The sequence below is a fragment of the Lysinibacillus sp. BNK-21 genome, assembly GCF_048684915.1.
GTDB classification, from domain to species: Bacteria; Bacillota; Bacilli; order Bacillales_A; family Planococcaceae; genus Lysinibacillus; species Lysinibacillus capsici.
In genome coordinates this window covers 595,978-611,884 of record NZ_JBLQTS010000001.1, presented here as the reverse complement: position 1 = coordinate 611,884, position 15,907 = coordinate 595,978, and the positions used below count along the sequence as shown (strand labels likewise).

Sequence of the window (15,907 nt, the reverse complement as noted above, 5' to 3'; positions counted from 1 at the left end):
ATCCAACAATATCATTGGTAAATGAGCTTTTTAGTATTCTATTTCTACTTTGAAACCTTCGACGTTAATTCACTAATCACCAAAACAATGATAAAGGCAATATAAAACATTGGTTGTGTCATAGCACATAAGCCCACAACAATAGCTTGTGTAATCATGGCTAAACGCACAATTTGCTTCACAGCTAGTTGACGAGCATGATCTGGTAACGGATAGAGCATGTCCATTCGAAATTCGCCACTGGATAACAGAGCTTGTTTTAACTGAATAGTTGTCGCAAAGCTGAGTGCACCTGCTACAATCCATGTAACGACAGGAATATCTACAAATGCTGCAATGATTGCTGAAATAGCAGTAAGGCGTACCCATAAATAGAAATGGTCATCTGTTCGAATAAAGGTACGAAATACCAAGTACTTTTGAGCATTTTCCTTACCGTATGGTACAAATTTATAGAGCCAGTCCATCCAGCTTCGACGGCGAATGCTACCGTGTAAATGAGGTACATCTGTAAAATAATTTGCAAAACGATAGAAGCTCATCATACGATTCTGTTCAAGCTTGACAAAATGCTCATACGGCACTGGTTCACCAACTGATTTTTTACTAAAGACCATCATATAAACAACACTAATAACTGTCGCGATTACTGCTAATAACAACTGTGCATGGAGCCCCATATAAATAGTAGCTGCAAAAATGACAGCTCGGATAAACCTATCCACCCAAACCATCTGCCCTCGTTCACTATAACGATAGCTGAATTCTCCTCGAACACTTAGATATTTCAACACAATAGTAAGTAAAAATATTGTCCATATTTCGACCGTTGTTAATTCAGTCACGGCTTTTAATAAAGGGATACTAACAATATAGACAATCGCTACAATCCACACCTGAGACCAAAACGTCCAAGCCAACGCCTTGCTGAAGTACAAAGACATCTTTGATTCTAAAGGTAATAAGTATACTTGATCTGGCTCTCTCAACAATGTAGTCGGACGGCTAAAGGCCAATAAAATCCCGATGATAACAGCTATCAGGACTTCTGCTGGAAAGTCTGTTTGAACAACTTTCAGCCATTCGCTATATTGATAGCCCCCTGCTCCTATTAGAAATACAAGTACGATAGCAATATGCCCTGTAAAAATAAATTGCATATATTTTTGTACTTCTCCTATATAATGCATGAAGCGAGAGGACCATACATCACGCAAGTTCTTCATGGTCCCGCTCCTTTGTCATAGCAATATAGAGGTCATCTAATGTCGCATACGGCATAGCAAATGATTGACGTAAATCAGCCATTGTTCCTTGTGCTCGAACTCTTCCTTCATGCAATAAGATAATGCGATCACAATGCTTTTCAGCTGTTGATAGAATATGTGTAGACATTAATATAGAAGCGCCTTCTTTTTTCTTTTCATCCATTTGATCTAATAACGATTGAATACCTAATGGATCCAATCCCACAAAAGGTTCATCAATAATATATAGACTTGGATTCACTAAAAAGGCACACATAATCATAACTTTTTGACGCATTCCCTTTGAAAAATGTGAAGGGAACCAATTTAATCTTTTCTCCATTCGAAATTCTTTTAACAGTACCTCAGAACGAGCATCGAGTGTTGCTTTGTCAATACCGTAAGCCATTGCAGTTAATTCTAAATGCTCTCTTAATGTTAGCTCATCGTATAATACAGGGGTTTCAGGAATATAGGAAAAGGCTGTACGATACTTGTCCGTATCTTCCTTTAATGTTACACCATTTAGACGAATGTCCCCTTCCTTTGGCAACATTGTTCCTATAATATGTTTAATCGTTGTACTTTTCCCAGCTCCATTTAAGCCGATTAAGCCAACTAGTTCACCTTCTCCAATCGTAAAAGATAGATCTTTAATAACAGGTTTTCTTGTATAACCACCTGTCACATGTTGTACCTCTAATACTGACATATTCTCACTCCTCTTCTTGTATTATATTTTATCAAAAATTAGCAAATGATACAGGTTTGAGTATGATAGAATGTACTTACATATACGTTAAGGGGGAAATTCTTATGAGCGATTGCCTATTTTGCAAAATTATTGATGGTTCCATTCCAAGTACAAAAATTTATGAAGACGATCATGTCTATGCATTCACAGACATTTCACCTGTTGCAAAGGGCCATACACTATTAATTCCAAAGCATCACTGCAAAGATTTATTTGAAATGCCAGAGGAAGTGGCTCGTAATCTATATGCTGTGGCACCAAAAATTGCAAATGCAATTAAAGCAGCATTTCAGCCGATTGGTTTGAATACCATTAATAACAACGGTGCTGCAGCTGGACAAACTGTTTTCCACTACCACTTACATTTTATTCCGCGTTACGATGAAAAAGAAGGGCTAGGCTTAATTTGGCAAACACAAAAGTACTCACCAGAGCAGTTGTCAGAAGTAGCAGAAAGTATTAAAGCCAATCTATAAGCCATTTGTAATATATTAACATCTGAATGTTCAGAATGCTGTATTGCAAATTTTTAAAATTTAGCGTACAATCACAAATAAGTTTCGCTAGCGGTCAAGAGGACACGTTAGGAGACAAATAGATTAGCATAGTCGAGGAGAGATTCAAATGAATACAAAGAATTTAGTATTAATGGCACTGTTAGTAGGTGTCGGTGCTGCACTTTATGTGGTTACACCAGGAATGGTGAATGGAATGAAGCCTGATTTTATGTTAACCATGATGTTTATTGGTATTCTATTATTCCCAACAGTGAAAGAAACGTTCCTACTTTCTCTTTCAACAGGGGTGCTTTCAGGTTTATTTACAACATTCCCAGCAGGTCTAGTTCCAAATATTATTGATAAAGCTGTTACTGGTTTTGTATTTTTAGCTGCTTTAATCATTCTCAAAAAACTGGCAGGTCATTTCGCCGTATCTGCTGTCTTAGTTGGCTTGGGAACAATTCTTTCAGGAACTGTCTTCTTAGTAGTAGCGCTTTTTGTGTTTAATGCAAATGTTGGCGCGACGTTTGCGATGCTATTTATTGGCGTTGTCCTTCCAGCTGTCGTATTTAACGTTGTTGCGTTTGCCGTTATTTATCCAATTGTTTCAAAATTAGTGAAGCGCTCTAAATTCAATACAGCTATTTCTCAAATTTCATAAATAAACACTTTAAATAATCAAAAGAAACTAAACTGTGACGGTCAAATCACTCGTTTAGTTTCTTTTTTCTTTTTGTATTGGTGCATTTCATGGTTTAATAGTAAATAAACATGACTAGAAATGAGGTATCTAATATGAAAGCAAAACCATTTTTACTTGGACTAACGACAGGAATTATCGGTGGGACAATCGCTGTACTTTTCTCCACGCCACAATCTGGGCAACAGCTACGTGCTTCTGTTAAACAAAATGTTGACCAAACAAAGGGTATGCTCCTTGATGTAAAACAACAAGTAGGAACTGTTAAACAATCTGTTAACACATTAACAAATGAAGTAAAAAATAATATCCCACAAATAATAAATGATTTAAAGCAAACAATTACGACTTTTACTGAAGAAATCGAACCAACGAAAAATAATTTACAACAAGAATTAGATGCTTTACAGAATTCGATAAGCGAAATCGAGAAAAACATTGCACAAATTACAGAAAATAAGAAAAAACCTCAAGAAAAAGTTAGCGACTAAAGTCCTTATCAATAGTTAGATAATCTGTATTTTTATCAAAAACTATTGCTATAATATTATTTTTTAGCCACTTTTCAATTTTTTAATTTTTCTAACTTTAAACTTTTTTCCTTTACTGCTATAATATTTTTAAAAATGTGAAAGAAAGCAGTAGGTGATGGCTTTGTCAGAGGAATTATATACACAAAAAGAAGCGATGCTTTATAGTCAAAGAATCGCACAGTTATCAAAAGCGCTGTGGAAAGCGGTTGAAAAGGATTGGCAACAATGGATTAAACCTTATGATTTAAATATTAATGAACACCATATTTTATGGATTTCATACCACTTAAAAGGCGCTTCCATTTCTGATGTTGCTAAATTTGGCGTGATGCATGTTTCTACAGCATTTAATTTCTCCAAAAAATTAGAAGAGCGTGGCTTTCTTAAGTTTTCCAAGCGTGATGACGATAAACGTAATACGTATGTTGAACTTACAGAAGCTGGCACAGAGCTCATTATAGAGATGAATAAAAACTACCATAATACGTATCATTCCGTACTGGAAGGATCATTAGCATTAAAAGATTTATATGGCCGTTTCCCTGATTTTTTAGATGTAATGGCTGTTATTCGTAATATCTATGGTGAAGATTTCATCGATATTTTCGAACGCTCTTTCCAACATTTCCGTGATTCCTTTGACACACTAGAAGAACGCACACCTGTAAAAGGATAAGACGAAGCTTCAAACTGCACATAATTTTTCCTGCAATTATTTATAAGTTGAACATAAATGAGTTATACTACTGTTCATTCAGGAATGAGTCATGTGAAAGGAGGTATTTCAGAAATATTTCTGAAGTACCTCCTTTTTCTTGCATTCTAACATAATTCAATTTACATTAAATAGGACACTTCCTATTCGGAGTTGATAAAAAACCATGCATTGCTGGAAAATTTTAAATTTAGAACATCATTACGGTACTACGCGTATTATTATAATGGGTGTCATTACTTTTTTATTGGTCTTTTCTGTTTCGTATGTAACGTTTAATTTATTTAATGAAGAGCATTATACAGATCGACTATTCTGGCTCTTTGTGATAGCTGTGCTAACACTTTATCCCATTCACAAATTTTTGCACTTTGTGGCCCTATTTGATTTACGCCAACATTTAAAATTACGTGTACGTAGTCAGTTTTATATAATTCCTGTTTTACACATGCGAATTCGAGAGCCATTATCTAAAAATCGATACATCTTAGCATTACTTACGCCTTTTATCGTTCTAAATACTAGTATTATAGTTGGAACATGGCTTTTACCAGCCTATACCCATTATGGGACATTGCTGTTAGCCTATCACTGTAGTCTATGCCTGATTGATATCCTTTACGTAAAGTATCTCTTGAATTCACCTAAAAATTCACAAATAGAGGAAACACCTAAAGGCTATGAAATTTTAGTTCCACCGACCGTTCACTAAATTGCTTGTACTTGTTTTTTATTGACGTTCTTTGTTATGCTATTACTATTGAAAGAGGGGAGGAATAGACTTGCTATTAATGATTGTAGTTCTATTCTCGGTATTCTATTTATTTCAAATTAACCGCATGACATATGCTCTATGCATGCGACGTGAAATTCCCGAAGAAAACCAACCAAAAATATTCCGAACTATAAATATACTTATTACTATCCTACTTGTCTCATTCTACATTGAAATTTTATATGCAGTTTAACAGAAAATTCCATTACGCCAAGGCGTAATGGAATCTAAATTTTTTCGGGCTTTTTTGAAAAGCCCCTTTCAAAACATGTGCACCATCCGCGCCCGTCCGCACGCTTGAAGATAAGTCGAGCCCCCCATGCAACAACTTTTACTAATCAAATAAATTGTTTAGAACCTAAGGCATGCGGCGCGAATGTCTAACATTGTTAAGAAAAGCTAAGAGTTAAAGCTCTTAGCTTTTCGCGGTTTTATTAATTAGTATAGGAACGCTGCACCAACGATAATTAATAAAATAAATAACACAACTAATAAAGCAAAGCCTGAGCCGTAGCCACCGCCACCGTATCCTCCGTTGCCCATAACTTCACCCCCTTTCTTTTCTATATCCTATGCGCTTCAAAATTTGAAATATAGGCAATACTCAAGGGGGAACCATTTTGTTTTTAAAACGTTTATGTTATAGTAAAAAATGGACGAAACCATGTTAGGAGAGAATATCCACTATGAAAAAGACAGTTTTATCTTTAACTTTAGCTGCATCTGTATTAGCGCTTGGTGCTTGTAGCGGCGGAGACAGCAAAGCAATCGTTACTTCTAAAGTGGGCGATATTTCAGTAGCTGATTTTAATGAAAAGGCAAAAGCTTTAACAGGCTCATATGTAATGCAGCAAATGGTGACTGAAAAAGTTTTAGCTGACAAATATGAAGTAACAGATAAAGAAATCAAAGAAGCGTATGACACAACTGCATCACAATTTGGTGATGGCTTTACACAAGCGCTTGCTGAAAGTGGTTTAACAGAACAGGGCTTTAAAGATTCTTTACGTGTTCAACTTCTTCAAGAAAAAGCTTTAAAAGATCAAGCCATTAAAGAAGAAGATGTGAAAAAATACTACGAGCAAATGAAAACAGAATTAAATGGTCGTCATATTTTAGTAGCAGATGAAAAAACAGCAAAAGAAGTAATTGAAAAAATTAAGGGTGGCGCTAAGTTTGAGGACGTTGCAAAAGAGTACTCAACAGATACTGGCTCTGCTCAAAAAGGTGGAGAGCTTGGATGGTTCTCTGTAGGTTCAATGGTAGATGAATTTAACGATGCCGCTTATGCTCTTGAATTAAATACATTAAGTGAACCAGTAAAATCTAGCTTTGGTTACCATGTAATTGAAATTACGGACAAGCGTGATGTAAAAGGTGTTGGTTCATTTAAAGACGAAGAAGAAAACATTCGTTCAACTATGTTAAGTAAACTGAACCAAACTGGTGAAGCTCAAACGATTCTTAAAGATATCGTTGCAAAAATGGCTAAAGATGCCGATGTGAAAACATCTGATAAAGATTTAAAAGAACCGCTTAAATTCTTTACAACAACAAGTGAAGAACAAGCAAAAGCAGCTGAAGAAGCAGCTAAAAAAGCTGAAGAAAATGCGCCAAAAGAGGATTCCGAAGATAAAGCAGAAGATACTGACAAGGAATCTAAATAATTAGAGTCTAGTATATAACAAAAGAGAAGCACCCTGATACATCAGATGCTTCTCTTTTTACTCTATTTTACTTTAAATTGGCTAATTTCAGTTTGTAGGTCATTTGACATTGTCTGAAGAACATTTGCAGCACTTGCTATTTCCTCATTAGAAGCACTTTGTTGCTCGATAGATAAAGCAATATGCTGTATGCCCGAAGATGTGCCATTTGCTATGCCAACGACTTCTTTTACAGCCTCATCTGTTTGACTAGCTTTCTCATTGACACGCAAGACAATATCCTTTACCTCCGTTGTACGATGACTTATCTGTTGCAAATATACGACTATATTTTTAAAGGTATCGCCTGTCTGTTCAACAGACTCACGGCCTTCCTCCACAAACTGTGTACCGCTATTAATAGCATAAACAGCACTGGAGGTTTGGTTTAAGATATCATCCACCAATGTTCGAATATTATCTGCAGCCTTTCCAGATTCCTCTGCTAACTTTCTTACTTCATCTGCCACTACTGCAAAGCCTTTTCCAGCCTCTCCTGCACGAGCTGCTTCAATAGATGCATTTAATGCAAGCAAGTTTGTTTGATCTGTAATACTTGTAATCAACGCTACAATCGTACTGATTTCCTTCGATTTTTCGCCTAAAGCATTTACAACTGCAGTTGACTGATGAACAGATTCATTAATGGTATTCATTTTTGCAATCGTTTGCTCAATTAACTGTAATCCTAAATCAGCCTTTTGGTTCGTTTCATTTGCTATTGAGGCAACTTCCTGAATAGCAGAAGATGCATGATCCATATCTTTAGTAATTAAATGTGCTGATTCAGATAATAAATCCATTTGCCTTAATTGTCCTTCTGCACTGGAGGCAATTTCCCCAATGGCACCCGAAATAGTTTCAACTGTTTGACTGCTTTGTTCGGTAATCGTTGTAAATTCCTTTGTAAAGGTTGATACATCTGTCGATGCTTTATTCGTCTTTTCAATGACCGTCCCAATTTGTACTAGCATATGATTAAATTCAGTCGATAATTGACCAATTTCATCTTTTAATCGATCATCAATACGAACAGTTAAATCGCCATCAGCAGCCTGGGTCATAGCATTTAACACACGCTTTACACGCCTTAAGACAATATACCTTGTACATAACGAAATAATTACTGTGCCAATAAATAACGAAATAAATGTATTAATGGCAACCCCAGCACTTCCATTCAAATGCACTACCTTCTCGAATTGACGACTAACAAATTCTGAAATATGGGAGCTAATAAATAAACTTATGCCGATAGCTAGTATCATTTTGAAAATTAAACTTTTCCAAAACTTAATTTTCCGTGAAAAAAGTCCCTCTGTATCCATTACTTTTCCCCATTCCTATAATTTCTCTCTCTATTCTAAAATAAATATTCACATTGGTACAATAGTTAGGCACTACAATTAAATATATGAATACTTAGACTCAGAGAAATTAATATCGAATAGCTAGACAGCAACGTTAGTTTATGGGACGATTGATATTGCTTTTTAAATAGTAGGCTTATAGAATGAACGATTATCAAGTGGGAAGAGTCTCTCTGTAAATTCACCCGGTGTCGTTTTACCTAATGCCCTTGTTAACATATTCATCTTTGCATCAATGTTATCGATATAATGCAAAATTTCTGCTTCCTGAATCATAGGTTTTTTCGGGCTACCCCACTCTTCTTTCCCATGGTGTGACAATACCATATGCTGCAACAGCATGACTTCTTCACCTTCAATTTCAAGCTCACTAGCAATCTTAGCAATTTCATTTACCATAATCGTAATATGACCTAATAAATTGCCCTCCACTGTATACATTGTGGCAACTGGGCCTGATAACTCTACAACCTTGCCTACATCATGTAAAATAATTCCAGCATATAATAAGTCACGATTTAATGTTGGATATAGGTCAGCAATGGCTTTACCTAGTTTGAGCATGGAGACCATATGATCTAATAAACCTGATGCATAGTCATGATGATTTTTAGTCGCTGCTGGAAAAACTAAAATAGCCTCTTGATGTTTTTTAATTGCTGCTCTTGTAATCCGTGAGATATTAGGGTTTTTAATGTCAAAGAAAAATTGCGTTAATTCTTCATATAGTTGTTCTTTTGGTGTTGCAGAGGATGGCACTAAATCGTGAATAGCAATTCCTTCCTCTGGCTTAGCAACACGGATAGATTTAATACGCAATTGATTCTTTCCTCTATAGTCATGAATCTCTCCGCCAACACGTACAATGGCTTCCGCATGGTACATCTTTTCATGATCCTCATTCGTATCCCATAGCTTTGCCTCTATATCCCCACTCTTATCTTGTAATATTAGCGACATAAATGGCTTCCCAACGGTTGTAACCCCTTTTGTCGCTTGTTTTATTAATAAAAATTGATCAACTACTTCTCCAACTTGGAGCGTCGTAATCCCTTTCATGTTGACGCCACTCCCCTTTCATTTGCTAATGCTCCTATATCGACAATCTGGTTTTTTTGCCAATAGTTGAGCATTGTGTCATGACAAGTAAAATATAAAATTTGACGTTCATATCCTACTTCTTTCATTAATTGTACCATTTTGTCTGTGCGGTTTCGATCAAAATGGACAAAAGGATCGTCCATAATCATTGGAAATGGTGCAGCGCTCACTAGGGTTTTTGCTAGAGCCATTCGCAATGCAATATAAGCTTGCTCTTTGGTAGCCTGGGACAACTCCACCATTTGATAACGTATCCCTGCAGCATCCTGCGCTACAAAATAACCATCCTCATGAATCGAAATTTTGTCATAGTTTCCTCCTGTTAGTAAACGGAATATAGCATTTACCTCTTCAAGGACATGAGGTAATTTTTCTTCACGAAGACGGAATAGGGTTTCATGAATAGCTGTCGCCACAGCTTTTTTAGTTGCCCACTGCTCAATTAACTGCTGCAATTCTGTTTTCTCCTGCTCAAACTGTTGAAGTAATTGACCATACTTTTCATCATTTAATAGCTGTTCTTTTTCCATTAGCAAAGCAGCACGTTGTTCCAGACATTGATCAATTTCTAGTTGCAATGATTGCTGCTCTTGTTCTAAAGCACATATGCGTTCGCTAACAGAGTCCTCAATCAGATTTTCCTTCTGTTGAAGATCGAGTGAAGATAATTGAGCCTGGACGGTTTGCAATTCTGTCTCAATTTTTCTTCTCTGTTCAAATTGCTCATGCATTTCATAATAAGCCTGTTCATTTTGGATCCTTGCTTCTTTGAATAGCTCGTACATTTCAGCAGTATAACGATCCATTCTTGATTGTCCACCTTCTATTTTTATTTGGACGCTGGCTAGCTGATCTTTTGCATGCTGTGCTTGCTGCTGTTGCTGTTGTGCTTCAAGGTAGGCTGTTCGTAAATGCATATAAATTTCATGTTCATTATAGGCTCCCTCTAAAACCCGTTGAAGCTGCTCATAAATGTTGTTCTTTTCTACCTGCGTTTCTTGCAACAGACTTGAGGTACTGTTTCTTTTAGCTGCTAATTCTTGTACACCACGAATACGCATAAATAATTCGGGCATTAGCGATCTGGCTATCGTTCCTTGTAAGCGATAACGCTTTAAAAAATGTTGGAGCGTTTGAGTGGCCTCTTCACTCTCTACCTCCGTTAGTTGAATTTTATATTCAAGAGAAGTATATTGCTGCTCCTTCTCTTTCTGCTGTTCATTGATGTGCAACCAGCGATCTTCATATCTTTGCTTCTTTGCAAGAACTGCTTGTACTGTTAATTCCTCTTGCTCTAACTCCCGCAGGAGGATGCTATTCTCTTTATTAGTAGGTTCATTTGCTTGCTTAACATATCGAATAAACAAAAAAGTTAGCAATGATAAAACTGCTCCAATTAGAATTACAACTATGTTTTTTTCAAATACACCATAAGCAAACGACATGAAGCAAATCAGTAGTATAAGCCAGATAAAGTCATGAGGCTGCTTCTGCTTACTGCGTTGCGATTTGGCAGAACGTAGTTGCTCAAGCCTTCGCTTTTGTTGAGGCCATTGTGCTAAAATATGTTCTTCCTCACTTGTTAATGACTCACGCATTAGCTGTTGCTTCTGTTTGGCTATTGCATCTAATTCTAGGTGTACTTGCTCTAGTGAACGTAGATGAAATTTTAGCTCTTCCTCCGCATCCTCTAATTTACTTAATTGAAGCTGAAATTGTTGCTCCTGTTGGAGTGAAACTGTTTCGTTCAAAAGATTTTCTTGTGCTTCTTTCTCTGTTACACCTAGTAAACGAAACTGTGCTTCAATTTCTTGTTCGAGCAAAAATAGATCATCCTGTAAATTTTGCTCTTTCACCATTAGCTGATGCCACGTTGCCTCTTTTTGCATAAGGTAAGCCATTTCATTGACCTTTTGCTCATCCACTGTTGCAAGTATTTTCTCCTGCAATATTTGATGCTGCTCCTTTAATTGCATCAGTTGCTGACTTTCATGTAACAGACGATCCTTTACCTGCTCATACCGTCTGATACCCTCTGATGGAAACTGAACATGTTGAAAATTGGTCATTGTCTGTTGCAATGTCTGTTGCTGCTTGAGGAGAGGGAGTGCTTGCTTTTGAATAGTTAATTGCTGCCATTGTTGCTGTTGCCGTTTTTGCGTACCAAATAGCTGTTCTAAATTTTGCTCAAGTAATTGTAATTGCTGTAATTTATCCTCAAAGGTTTGAATCTTCCCCTGTTCCTGTTTAATTGTCCGCTCAAGCTGCTTTAGTTGTTCAATCTTTTGATTAATCAATGGCACTTTACCTGTCTTTTTAAACAGCTCACTAGCCTCTTTATCCATTTTCTTTTCAAGTGCGGATAAATACTGAATACCTGTTGTACCTGAGGCAAGTAGCAAATGGGTTAGCTCCTCTTCAGACATTTTTTCAATACCTTGTAGTTCATGCAGCGAAAAAGAAAAAATGGCTTCAAAGGATACCCTAGAATATCCATATAAAAGCTTTACTAACAACTCCTCATGCCCCGTCGTTCCATCCTCTAGGTAGACAGTAACATCACCAGCAGCCTTTCCTTTCACACGTTCAACTGTACATTGACCATAAATAGGGTGTAAAAGTGTCAGCTGACCTCCATATTTCGTTGAAATTTTCGGCTCATATTTGCGCTGTATCTGCTGCCTTGTTGGGAAACCAAAAAGCATTTGTAGTATAAACTGCTGTATCGTCGTTTTTCCTGCTTCATTTAATCCATAAAAAATAGTGACACCATCATTTAACGAAATGGAGATATTTTCATGCTTACCAAAGCCATAAATTTGGATTTTCTGTATTGTCAGCATGTAATCACACCCTTTGAATTTCTTCTGCTAATAATGACTGTGCACGATGGGTTAAGTTCTCAATATCCTTTTCACTAAGTGGCTCTATCAGCCTCGCACCACCAGCATATTGGTACAAATCTTTTAGAATATCCTTCCATTCATTACTGTTCCATTGTTCCATTAAGCTCACAACGGATTGAGTTGTTGCTGTATGCTCATAAAATCTCGCTGCCTTTTGCAACACCATTTTTTGTACCCAACACATTGGGTCAATACCTTCCTCAGCCTCTCGAATAGTCTCTAACCACGCATCTACTGTTGCATGTTCAAATAAAGCTTCCGTTTGTTCGTCAATATTTTGCAAATGAAGCTCTACTACAGATGCGCCATACTTCTTCCTATTAGCTGTAATAGCTTCTGCACATCTCTTCAATAATTCATTGGCGTGTAGCACATTCGTACAATCTACCTCAATGGTGCTATAAACAACAGCAGAGGTAGAGATAAAATCAAGCTCAGTCGATGTTTTGGATAGCGTAACATCATAAAAGCCTTTCATTCCTTGTTCTTTACGATGTCGACTTTGAATATTGCCTGGATAAACAATTGGAGGGTTTTGATGTAAAAGCTGTCGTTTATGAATATGGCCAAGCGCCCAATAATGATAGTTCTTTTCAAGTAACTGTTGTTTTATAAAAGGGGCATACACATCATGTGTTGTATTGCCTGCCTCACTGCCATGAAGCATACCAATATGAATGGCATGCTGATCATGTGCAGTTGGATAGCTTTCAATAACAGATTCCTTTAAATGACGTTCAGGATAGCTAAAACCATATATATTCACTTGTTGACCCCGTATTTTTAATTGAACTACACTCGTTTCAGCTGGTAATTCATAGACATTACTTGGTAAAGAAAAGCGTGTCCATGTACCATTTAAATGATCATGATTTCCGTAGCTCACAATGACAGGGATATTGTGTTGAAAAAGCTTCTCCATTGCATCTTGAAATCTTCGTTGTGCTTGCAAGCTACGATTTTCACCATCATAAATATCCCCAACAATTAGTAAAAAATCAGGTTTTTCCTGAATCGCTTTAAGGATAATTTTATCAAACGCTTCAAAAGTGCTTGACCGTATTTTCTTTAAAATGGGTTCGGGTAGTCCAAATAAGCCCTTAAATGGACTATCTAAATGTAAATCTGCCATATGGAAAAAACGAATTGCTGACATCCAATCACCTCAAATAGTAGATAATTCTCTCTTTAGTACAAAACCAAAGTAATAATATGTTGTTTATTCAAAACCGAATATTTGTTCTATTTTATCATAACTCATGTTTGATGAAAAATGCTATTACGGAAAAAAACAACATTGCCTTACTTTTTCCACAATTTTCGTAATTTATCAAAAAATTCACTAGTTTTACCGTGAAGTTTATAAATCTTCTATGTATAATAGAAATATATTCAAGTAAAAGGGTGGGGTCTGTATGGAGAATTATCGTTTTACAGCTTTTGAAAAAACAGGGGAAACATTGTTTGATGAAACTTGGACTTTTGAAAATGATGAGGCTGCTAAACTAAATGGACAACAACAAATTGAGGAAAAAGGTGTTGCCGATAAAACTCATCGTCTTGTAAACGCTTCAGGTAAATTAATTTTATTCCATGTTTAGTGGCTAATAAAAGGCACGTAGTCAATGGTTTGCTACGCGCCTTTTATTATTTTTATTTGCCTACAAAGACAGGCGTTCTTTTCTCTACAAATGCATGAATGCCCTCGACATGATCTGTTGTTTTACGCATTGCAGACTGGCCCTCAGCCTCTAATGCTAAGATATTTTCTAGCTGTGGCATATTTTGTGCATGTAGAATTTTTTTCGTTGTAATCATGGAAGAAATCGGGGATGCAAGCATTTTCCCCACCACCTGATCTGCCATTGCAAATACAGTGCCCTCTGGTGCAATATAATCAATTAACCCTGCATCTAATGCTTCTTTTGCTGTTAATACCTTTCCCTCCCATATCATTTGTTTCGCTTTAACAGTACCTACACGCTCCTTCATGAAGAAATGACCGCCCCCATCTGGAATCAGTCCAATTCCAATGAAATTCATAGCAAGTTTACTATTTTCACAGGCTACAATAATATCTGCCCCTAGTGTTAGACTAAATCCTAAACCTGCTGATGCACCATGAACCGCTGCAATCACAATCATTGGTAGCTGATAATATGCCTTCACGATACGTGTCAGATAAACCATTGCCTCATCAATATTCAGTGGTTTGCTTTCATCTAGCATTGCTTTTATATCACCACCCGCAGAAAAGACCTTTCCTTCTCCACGAATAACAAGCACCTGAATATCTTTTTCCTGCTGTAGAGCCTCAAAGCATTCTGCAAGTTCACGCATCATGACATCATCCATTGCATTCATCGCCTGTGGACGATTCAATGTTAAGGTTGCTCGACGTTCTAATTTTTCTAATGTAATCGTTGAAAATTCCATCTCTATAACCCCCAAATATGAATAGTCATTCACTATGTATAATTCGTGTTTTTTTAGAAAACTCCTTCTCTCTAAGCAAAATTGCTCCTGTTATGCTATATTAAAGGACGAATATCGAGATAAAGGTGGTAATGTATTTTGACACAAAAAGACTATCGTGTATTACTTTATTATAAATATATTACGATTGAAGATCCTGAAGCGTTCGCAGAAGAACATTTAGCATTGTGTAAAGAGATAGGGCTTCTTGGTCGTATTTTAGTAGGTTACGAAGGTATTAATGGAACTGTATCAGGTACCATTGAGCAAACAGATGCTTACATGAATCATATGAAGGCAGATGCTCGTTTTAGCGATATGATGTGGAAAATTGATGAGACTGAAGGGCATACCTTTAGAAAAATGCATGTACGTCCTCGTCGAGAAATTGTTCACCTCGGTTTAGAACAGGATATCAATCCGTTAGAAATCACAGGTGATTATTTAACACCTAAAGAATTTATGGAACAGATGCAAGATGACAACACCGTGGTTATCGATGCCCGTAATGACTATGAATATGATCTCGGTCATTTCCGAGGGGCTGTTCGACCAGATATTGAAAACTTCCGTGACCTACCTGCTTGGATGGAGGCGCATAAAGAAGATTTTGCAGATAAAAAAATCTTAACTTATTGTACAGGTGGTATTCGCTGCGAAAAATTCTCTGGTTGGCTAAAACGCGAGGGCTATGGTAAGAGCGTAGGTCAATTACACGGCGGTATTGCTACATATGCGAAGGATCCTGAGGTAAAAGGTCAATTATGGGATGGTCAAATGTTTGTTTTTGACCGCCGTCGAAGTGTACCGATTAATCAGGTGGAACATGTTATTGTTGGGAAGGATTATTTCACCGGAGAGCCTTCTGAACGATACACAAACTGTGCAAACCCAGCGTGTCATAAGTTAATGCTTTGTGAAGAAAAACATGAGGCATTTTACATGCGAAGCTGTTCAGATGATTGTCGCCGTGCAGAACGCAACTTTTTCGTGGAGGAAAACGGTTGGACAAAGGAACAGGTTGAAGAACAAATTGCTAAGATTGCAGAGGTCCAACAATCAAATTGTTAATCCATTTCATAATTTAATCAAGGTGCGCATTGCTGTTGGATTTGCTCAAAACTT

Annotated in this window: 17 protein-coding genes; 9 read left to right on the top strand and 8 right to left on the bottom strand. The window is 36.9% G+C overall.

The genetic code is table 11. The features are described from left to right. Window positions 1-44 precede the first annotated feature (44 nt). Together ACMGGO_RS03105 and ACMGGO_RS03100 are read right to left on the bottom strand one after the other, a co-directional pair. Complete coding sequence (locus ACMGGO_RS03105; protein ID WP_066037078.1) at window positions 45-1,226, bottom strand: ABC transporter permease; 1,182 nt, start codon at window positions 1,224-1,226, stop codon at window positions 45-47. After that, on the bottom strand, window positions 1,210-1,959 hold the full coding sequence (locus tag ACMGGO_RS03100; RefSeq protein WP_066037077.1) for an ABC transporter ATP-binding protein: 750 nt from the start codon (window positions 1,957-1,959) through the stop codon (window positions 1,210-1,212). The genes ACMGGO_RS03105 and ACMGGO_RS03100 overlap by 17 nt, the downstream gene beginning before the upstream one ends. A gap of 104 nt (window positions 1,960-2,063) precedes the next feature. On the opposite strand from ACMGGO_RS03100, the gene ACMGGO_RS03095 reads away from it, so the two are divergent. From ACMGGO_RS03095 to ACMGGO_RS03070, 6 genes are all read left to right on the top strand, one after another. Next, window positions 2,064-2,477 (top strand): HIT family protein, encoded by a 414-nt coding sequence (locus ACMGGO_RS03095; protein ID WP_048391747.1) that lies wholly within the window; start codon window positions 2,064-2,066, stop codon window positions 2,475-2,477. 148 nt (window positions 2,478-2,625) lie between these two features. Beyond that, window positions 2,626-3,162: a tryptophan transporter gene (locus ACMGGO_RS03090; protein WP_259949846.1), complete on the top strand. Its 537-nt coding sequence runs from the start codon at window positions 2,626-2,628 to the stop codon at window positions 3,160-3,162. A 134-nt stretch (window positions 3,163-3,296) separates the two neighbouring features. After that, entirely contained in the window at window positions 3,297-3,692 is a 396-nt protein-coding gene (locus ACMGGO_RS03085; RefSeq protein ID WP_048391751.1) for a YtxH domain-containing protein, read from the top strand. Window positions 3,693-3,849: 157 nt separating this feature from the next. Beyond that, on the top strand, window positions 3,850-4,410 hold the full coding sequence (locus ACMGGO_RS03080) for an HTH-type transcriptional regulator Hpr (protein ID WP_004230760.1): 561 nt from the start codon (window positions 3,850-3,852) through the stop codon (window positions 4,408-4,410). A gap of 205 nt (window positions 4,411-4,615) precedes the next feature. After that, entirely contained in the window at window positions 4,616-5,161 is a 546-nt protein-coding gene (locus ACMGGO_RS03075; RefSeq protein ID WP_016992098.1) for a DUF3267 domain-containing protein, read from the top strand. A gap of 70 nt (window positions 5,162-5,231) precedes the next feature. Further along, window positions 5,232-5,417, top strand: coding sequence for a hypothetical protein (locus ACMGGO_RS03070; RefSeq protein ID WP_008173337.1), 186 nt, complete (start codon window positions 5,232-5,234; stop codon window positions 5,415-5,417). A gap of 245 nt (window positions 5,418-5,662) precedes the next feature. Here the strand turns inward: ACMGGO_RS03070 and ACMGGO_RS03065 are convergent, their stop codons facing one another. Next, window positions 5,663-5,767 (bottom strand): YjcZ family sporulation protein, encoded by a 105-nt coding sequence (locus tag ACMGGO_RS03065; protein ID WP_004230765.1) that lies wholly within the window; start codon window positions 5,765-5,767, stop codon window positions 5,663-5,665. A gap of 143 nt (window positions 5,768-5,910) precedes the next feature. On the opposite strand from ACMGGO_RS03065, the gene ACMGGO_RS03060 reads away from it, so the two are divergent. After that, window positions 5,911-6,891, top strand: a complete 981-nt coding sequence (locus ACMGGO_RS03060; RefSeq protein WP_048391754.1) for a peptidylprolyl isomerase — start codon at window positions 5,911-5,913, stop codon at window positions 6,889-6,891. 62 nt (window positions 6,892-6,953) lie between these two features. Here ACMGGO_RS03060 and ACMGGO_RS03055 read toward each other — a convergent pair whose 3' ends face one another. The 4 genes from ACMGGO_RS03055 to ACMGGO_RS03040 form a co-directional block, all read right to left on the bottom strand. Then, window positions 6,954-8,258, bottom strand: coding sequence for a methyl-accepting chemotaxis protein (locus ACMGGO_RS03055; RefSeq protein WP_279496118.1), 1,305 nt, complete (start codon window positions 8,256-8,258; stop codon window positions 6,954-6,956). A gap of 165 nt (window positions 8,259-8,423) precedes the next feature. Then, window positions 8,424-9,359, bottom strand: a complete 936-nt coding sequence (gene yhaM, locus ACMGGO_RS03050; protein ID WP_048391758.1) for a 3'-5' exoribonuclease YhaM — start codon at window positions 9,357-9,359, stop codon at window positions 8,424-8,426. After that, window positions 9,356-12,244, bottom strand: a complete 2,889-nt coding sequence (locus tag ACMGGO_RS03045; RefSeq protein ID WP_326141098.1) for an ATP-binding protein — start codon at window positions 12,242-12,244, stop codon at window positions 9,356-9,358. Before ACMGGO_RS03045 ends, yhaM begins: the two co-directional genes overlap by 4 nt. 4 nt (window positions 12,245-12,248) lie before the next feature. Beyond that, the gene (locus ACMGGO_RS03040; protein WP_326141097.1) at window positions 12,249-13,463 is read right to left on the bottom strand and encodes a DNA repair exonuclease; all 1,215 of its coding nucleotides are present in this window, start codon (window positions 13,461-13,463) and stop codon (window positions 12,249-12,251) included. A gap of 259 nt (window positions 13,464-13,722) precedes the next feature. On the opposite strand from ACMGGO_RS03040, the gene ACMGGO_RS03035 reads away from it, so the two are divergent. Further along, window positions 13,723-13,908, top strand: a complete 186-nt coding sequence (locus ACMGGO_RS03035; protein ID WP_036075853.1) for a YhzD family protein — start codon at window positions 13,723-13,725, stop codon at window positions 13,906-13,908. 52 nt (window positions 13,909-13,960) lie between these two features. On the opposite strand, the gene ACMGGO_RS03030 is transcribed toward ACMGGO_RS03035, so the two are convergent. Then, window positions 13,961-14,743 carry an enoyl-CoA hydratase gene (locus ACMGGO_RS03030; RefSeq protein ID WP_048391764.1) on the bottom strand — a complete coding sequence of 261 codons (783 nt, stop codon included), beginning with the start codon at window positions 14,741-14,743 and terminating at the stop codon, window positions 13,961-13,963. A gap of 138 nt (window positions 14,744-14,881) precedes the next feature. Between ACMGGO_RS03030 and ACMGGO_RS03025 the strand changes: the two genes are divergently transcribed. Continuing rightward, window positions 14,882-15,853, top strand: a complete 972-nt coding sequence (locus ACMGGO_RS03025; RefSeq protein WP_066037074.1) for a rhodanese-related sulfurtransferase — start codon at window positions 14,882-14,884, stop codon at window positions 15,851-15,853. Window positions 15,854-15,907 lie beyond the last annotated feature (54 nt).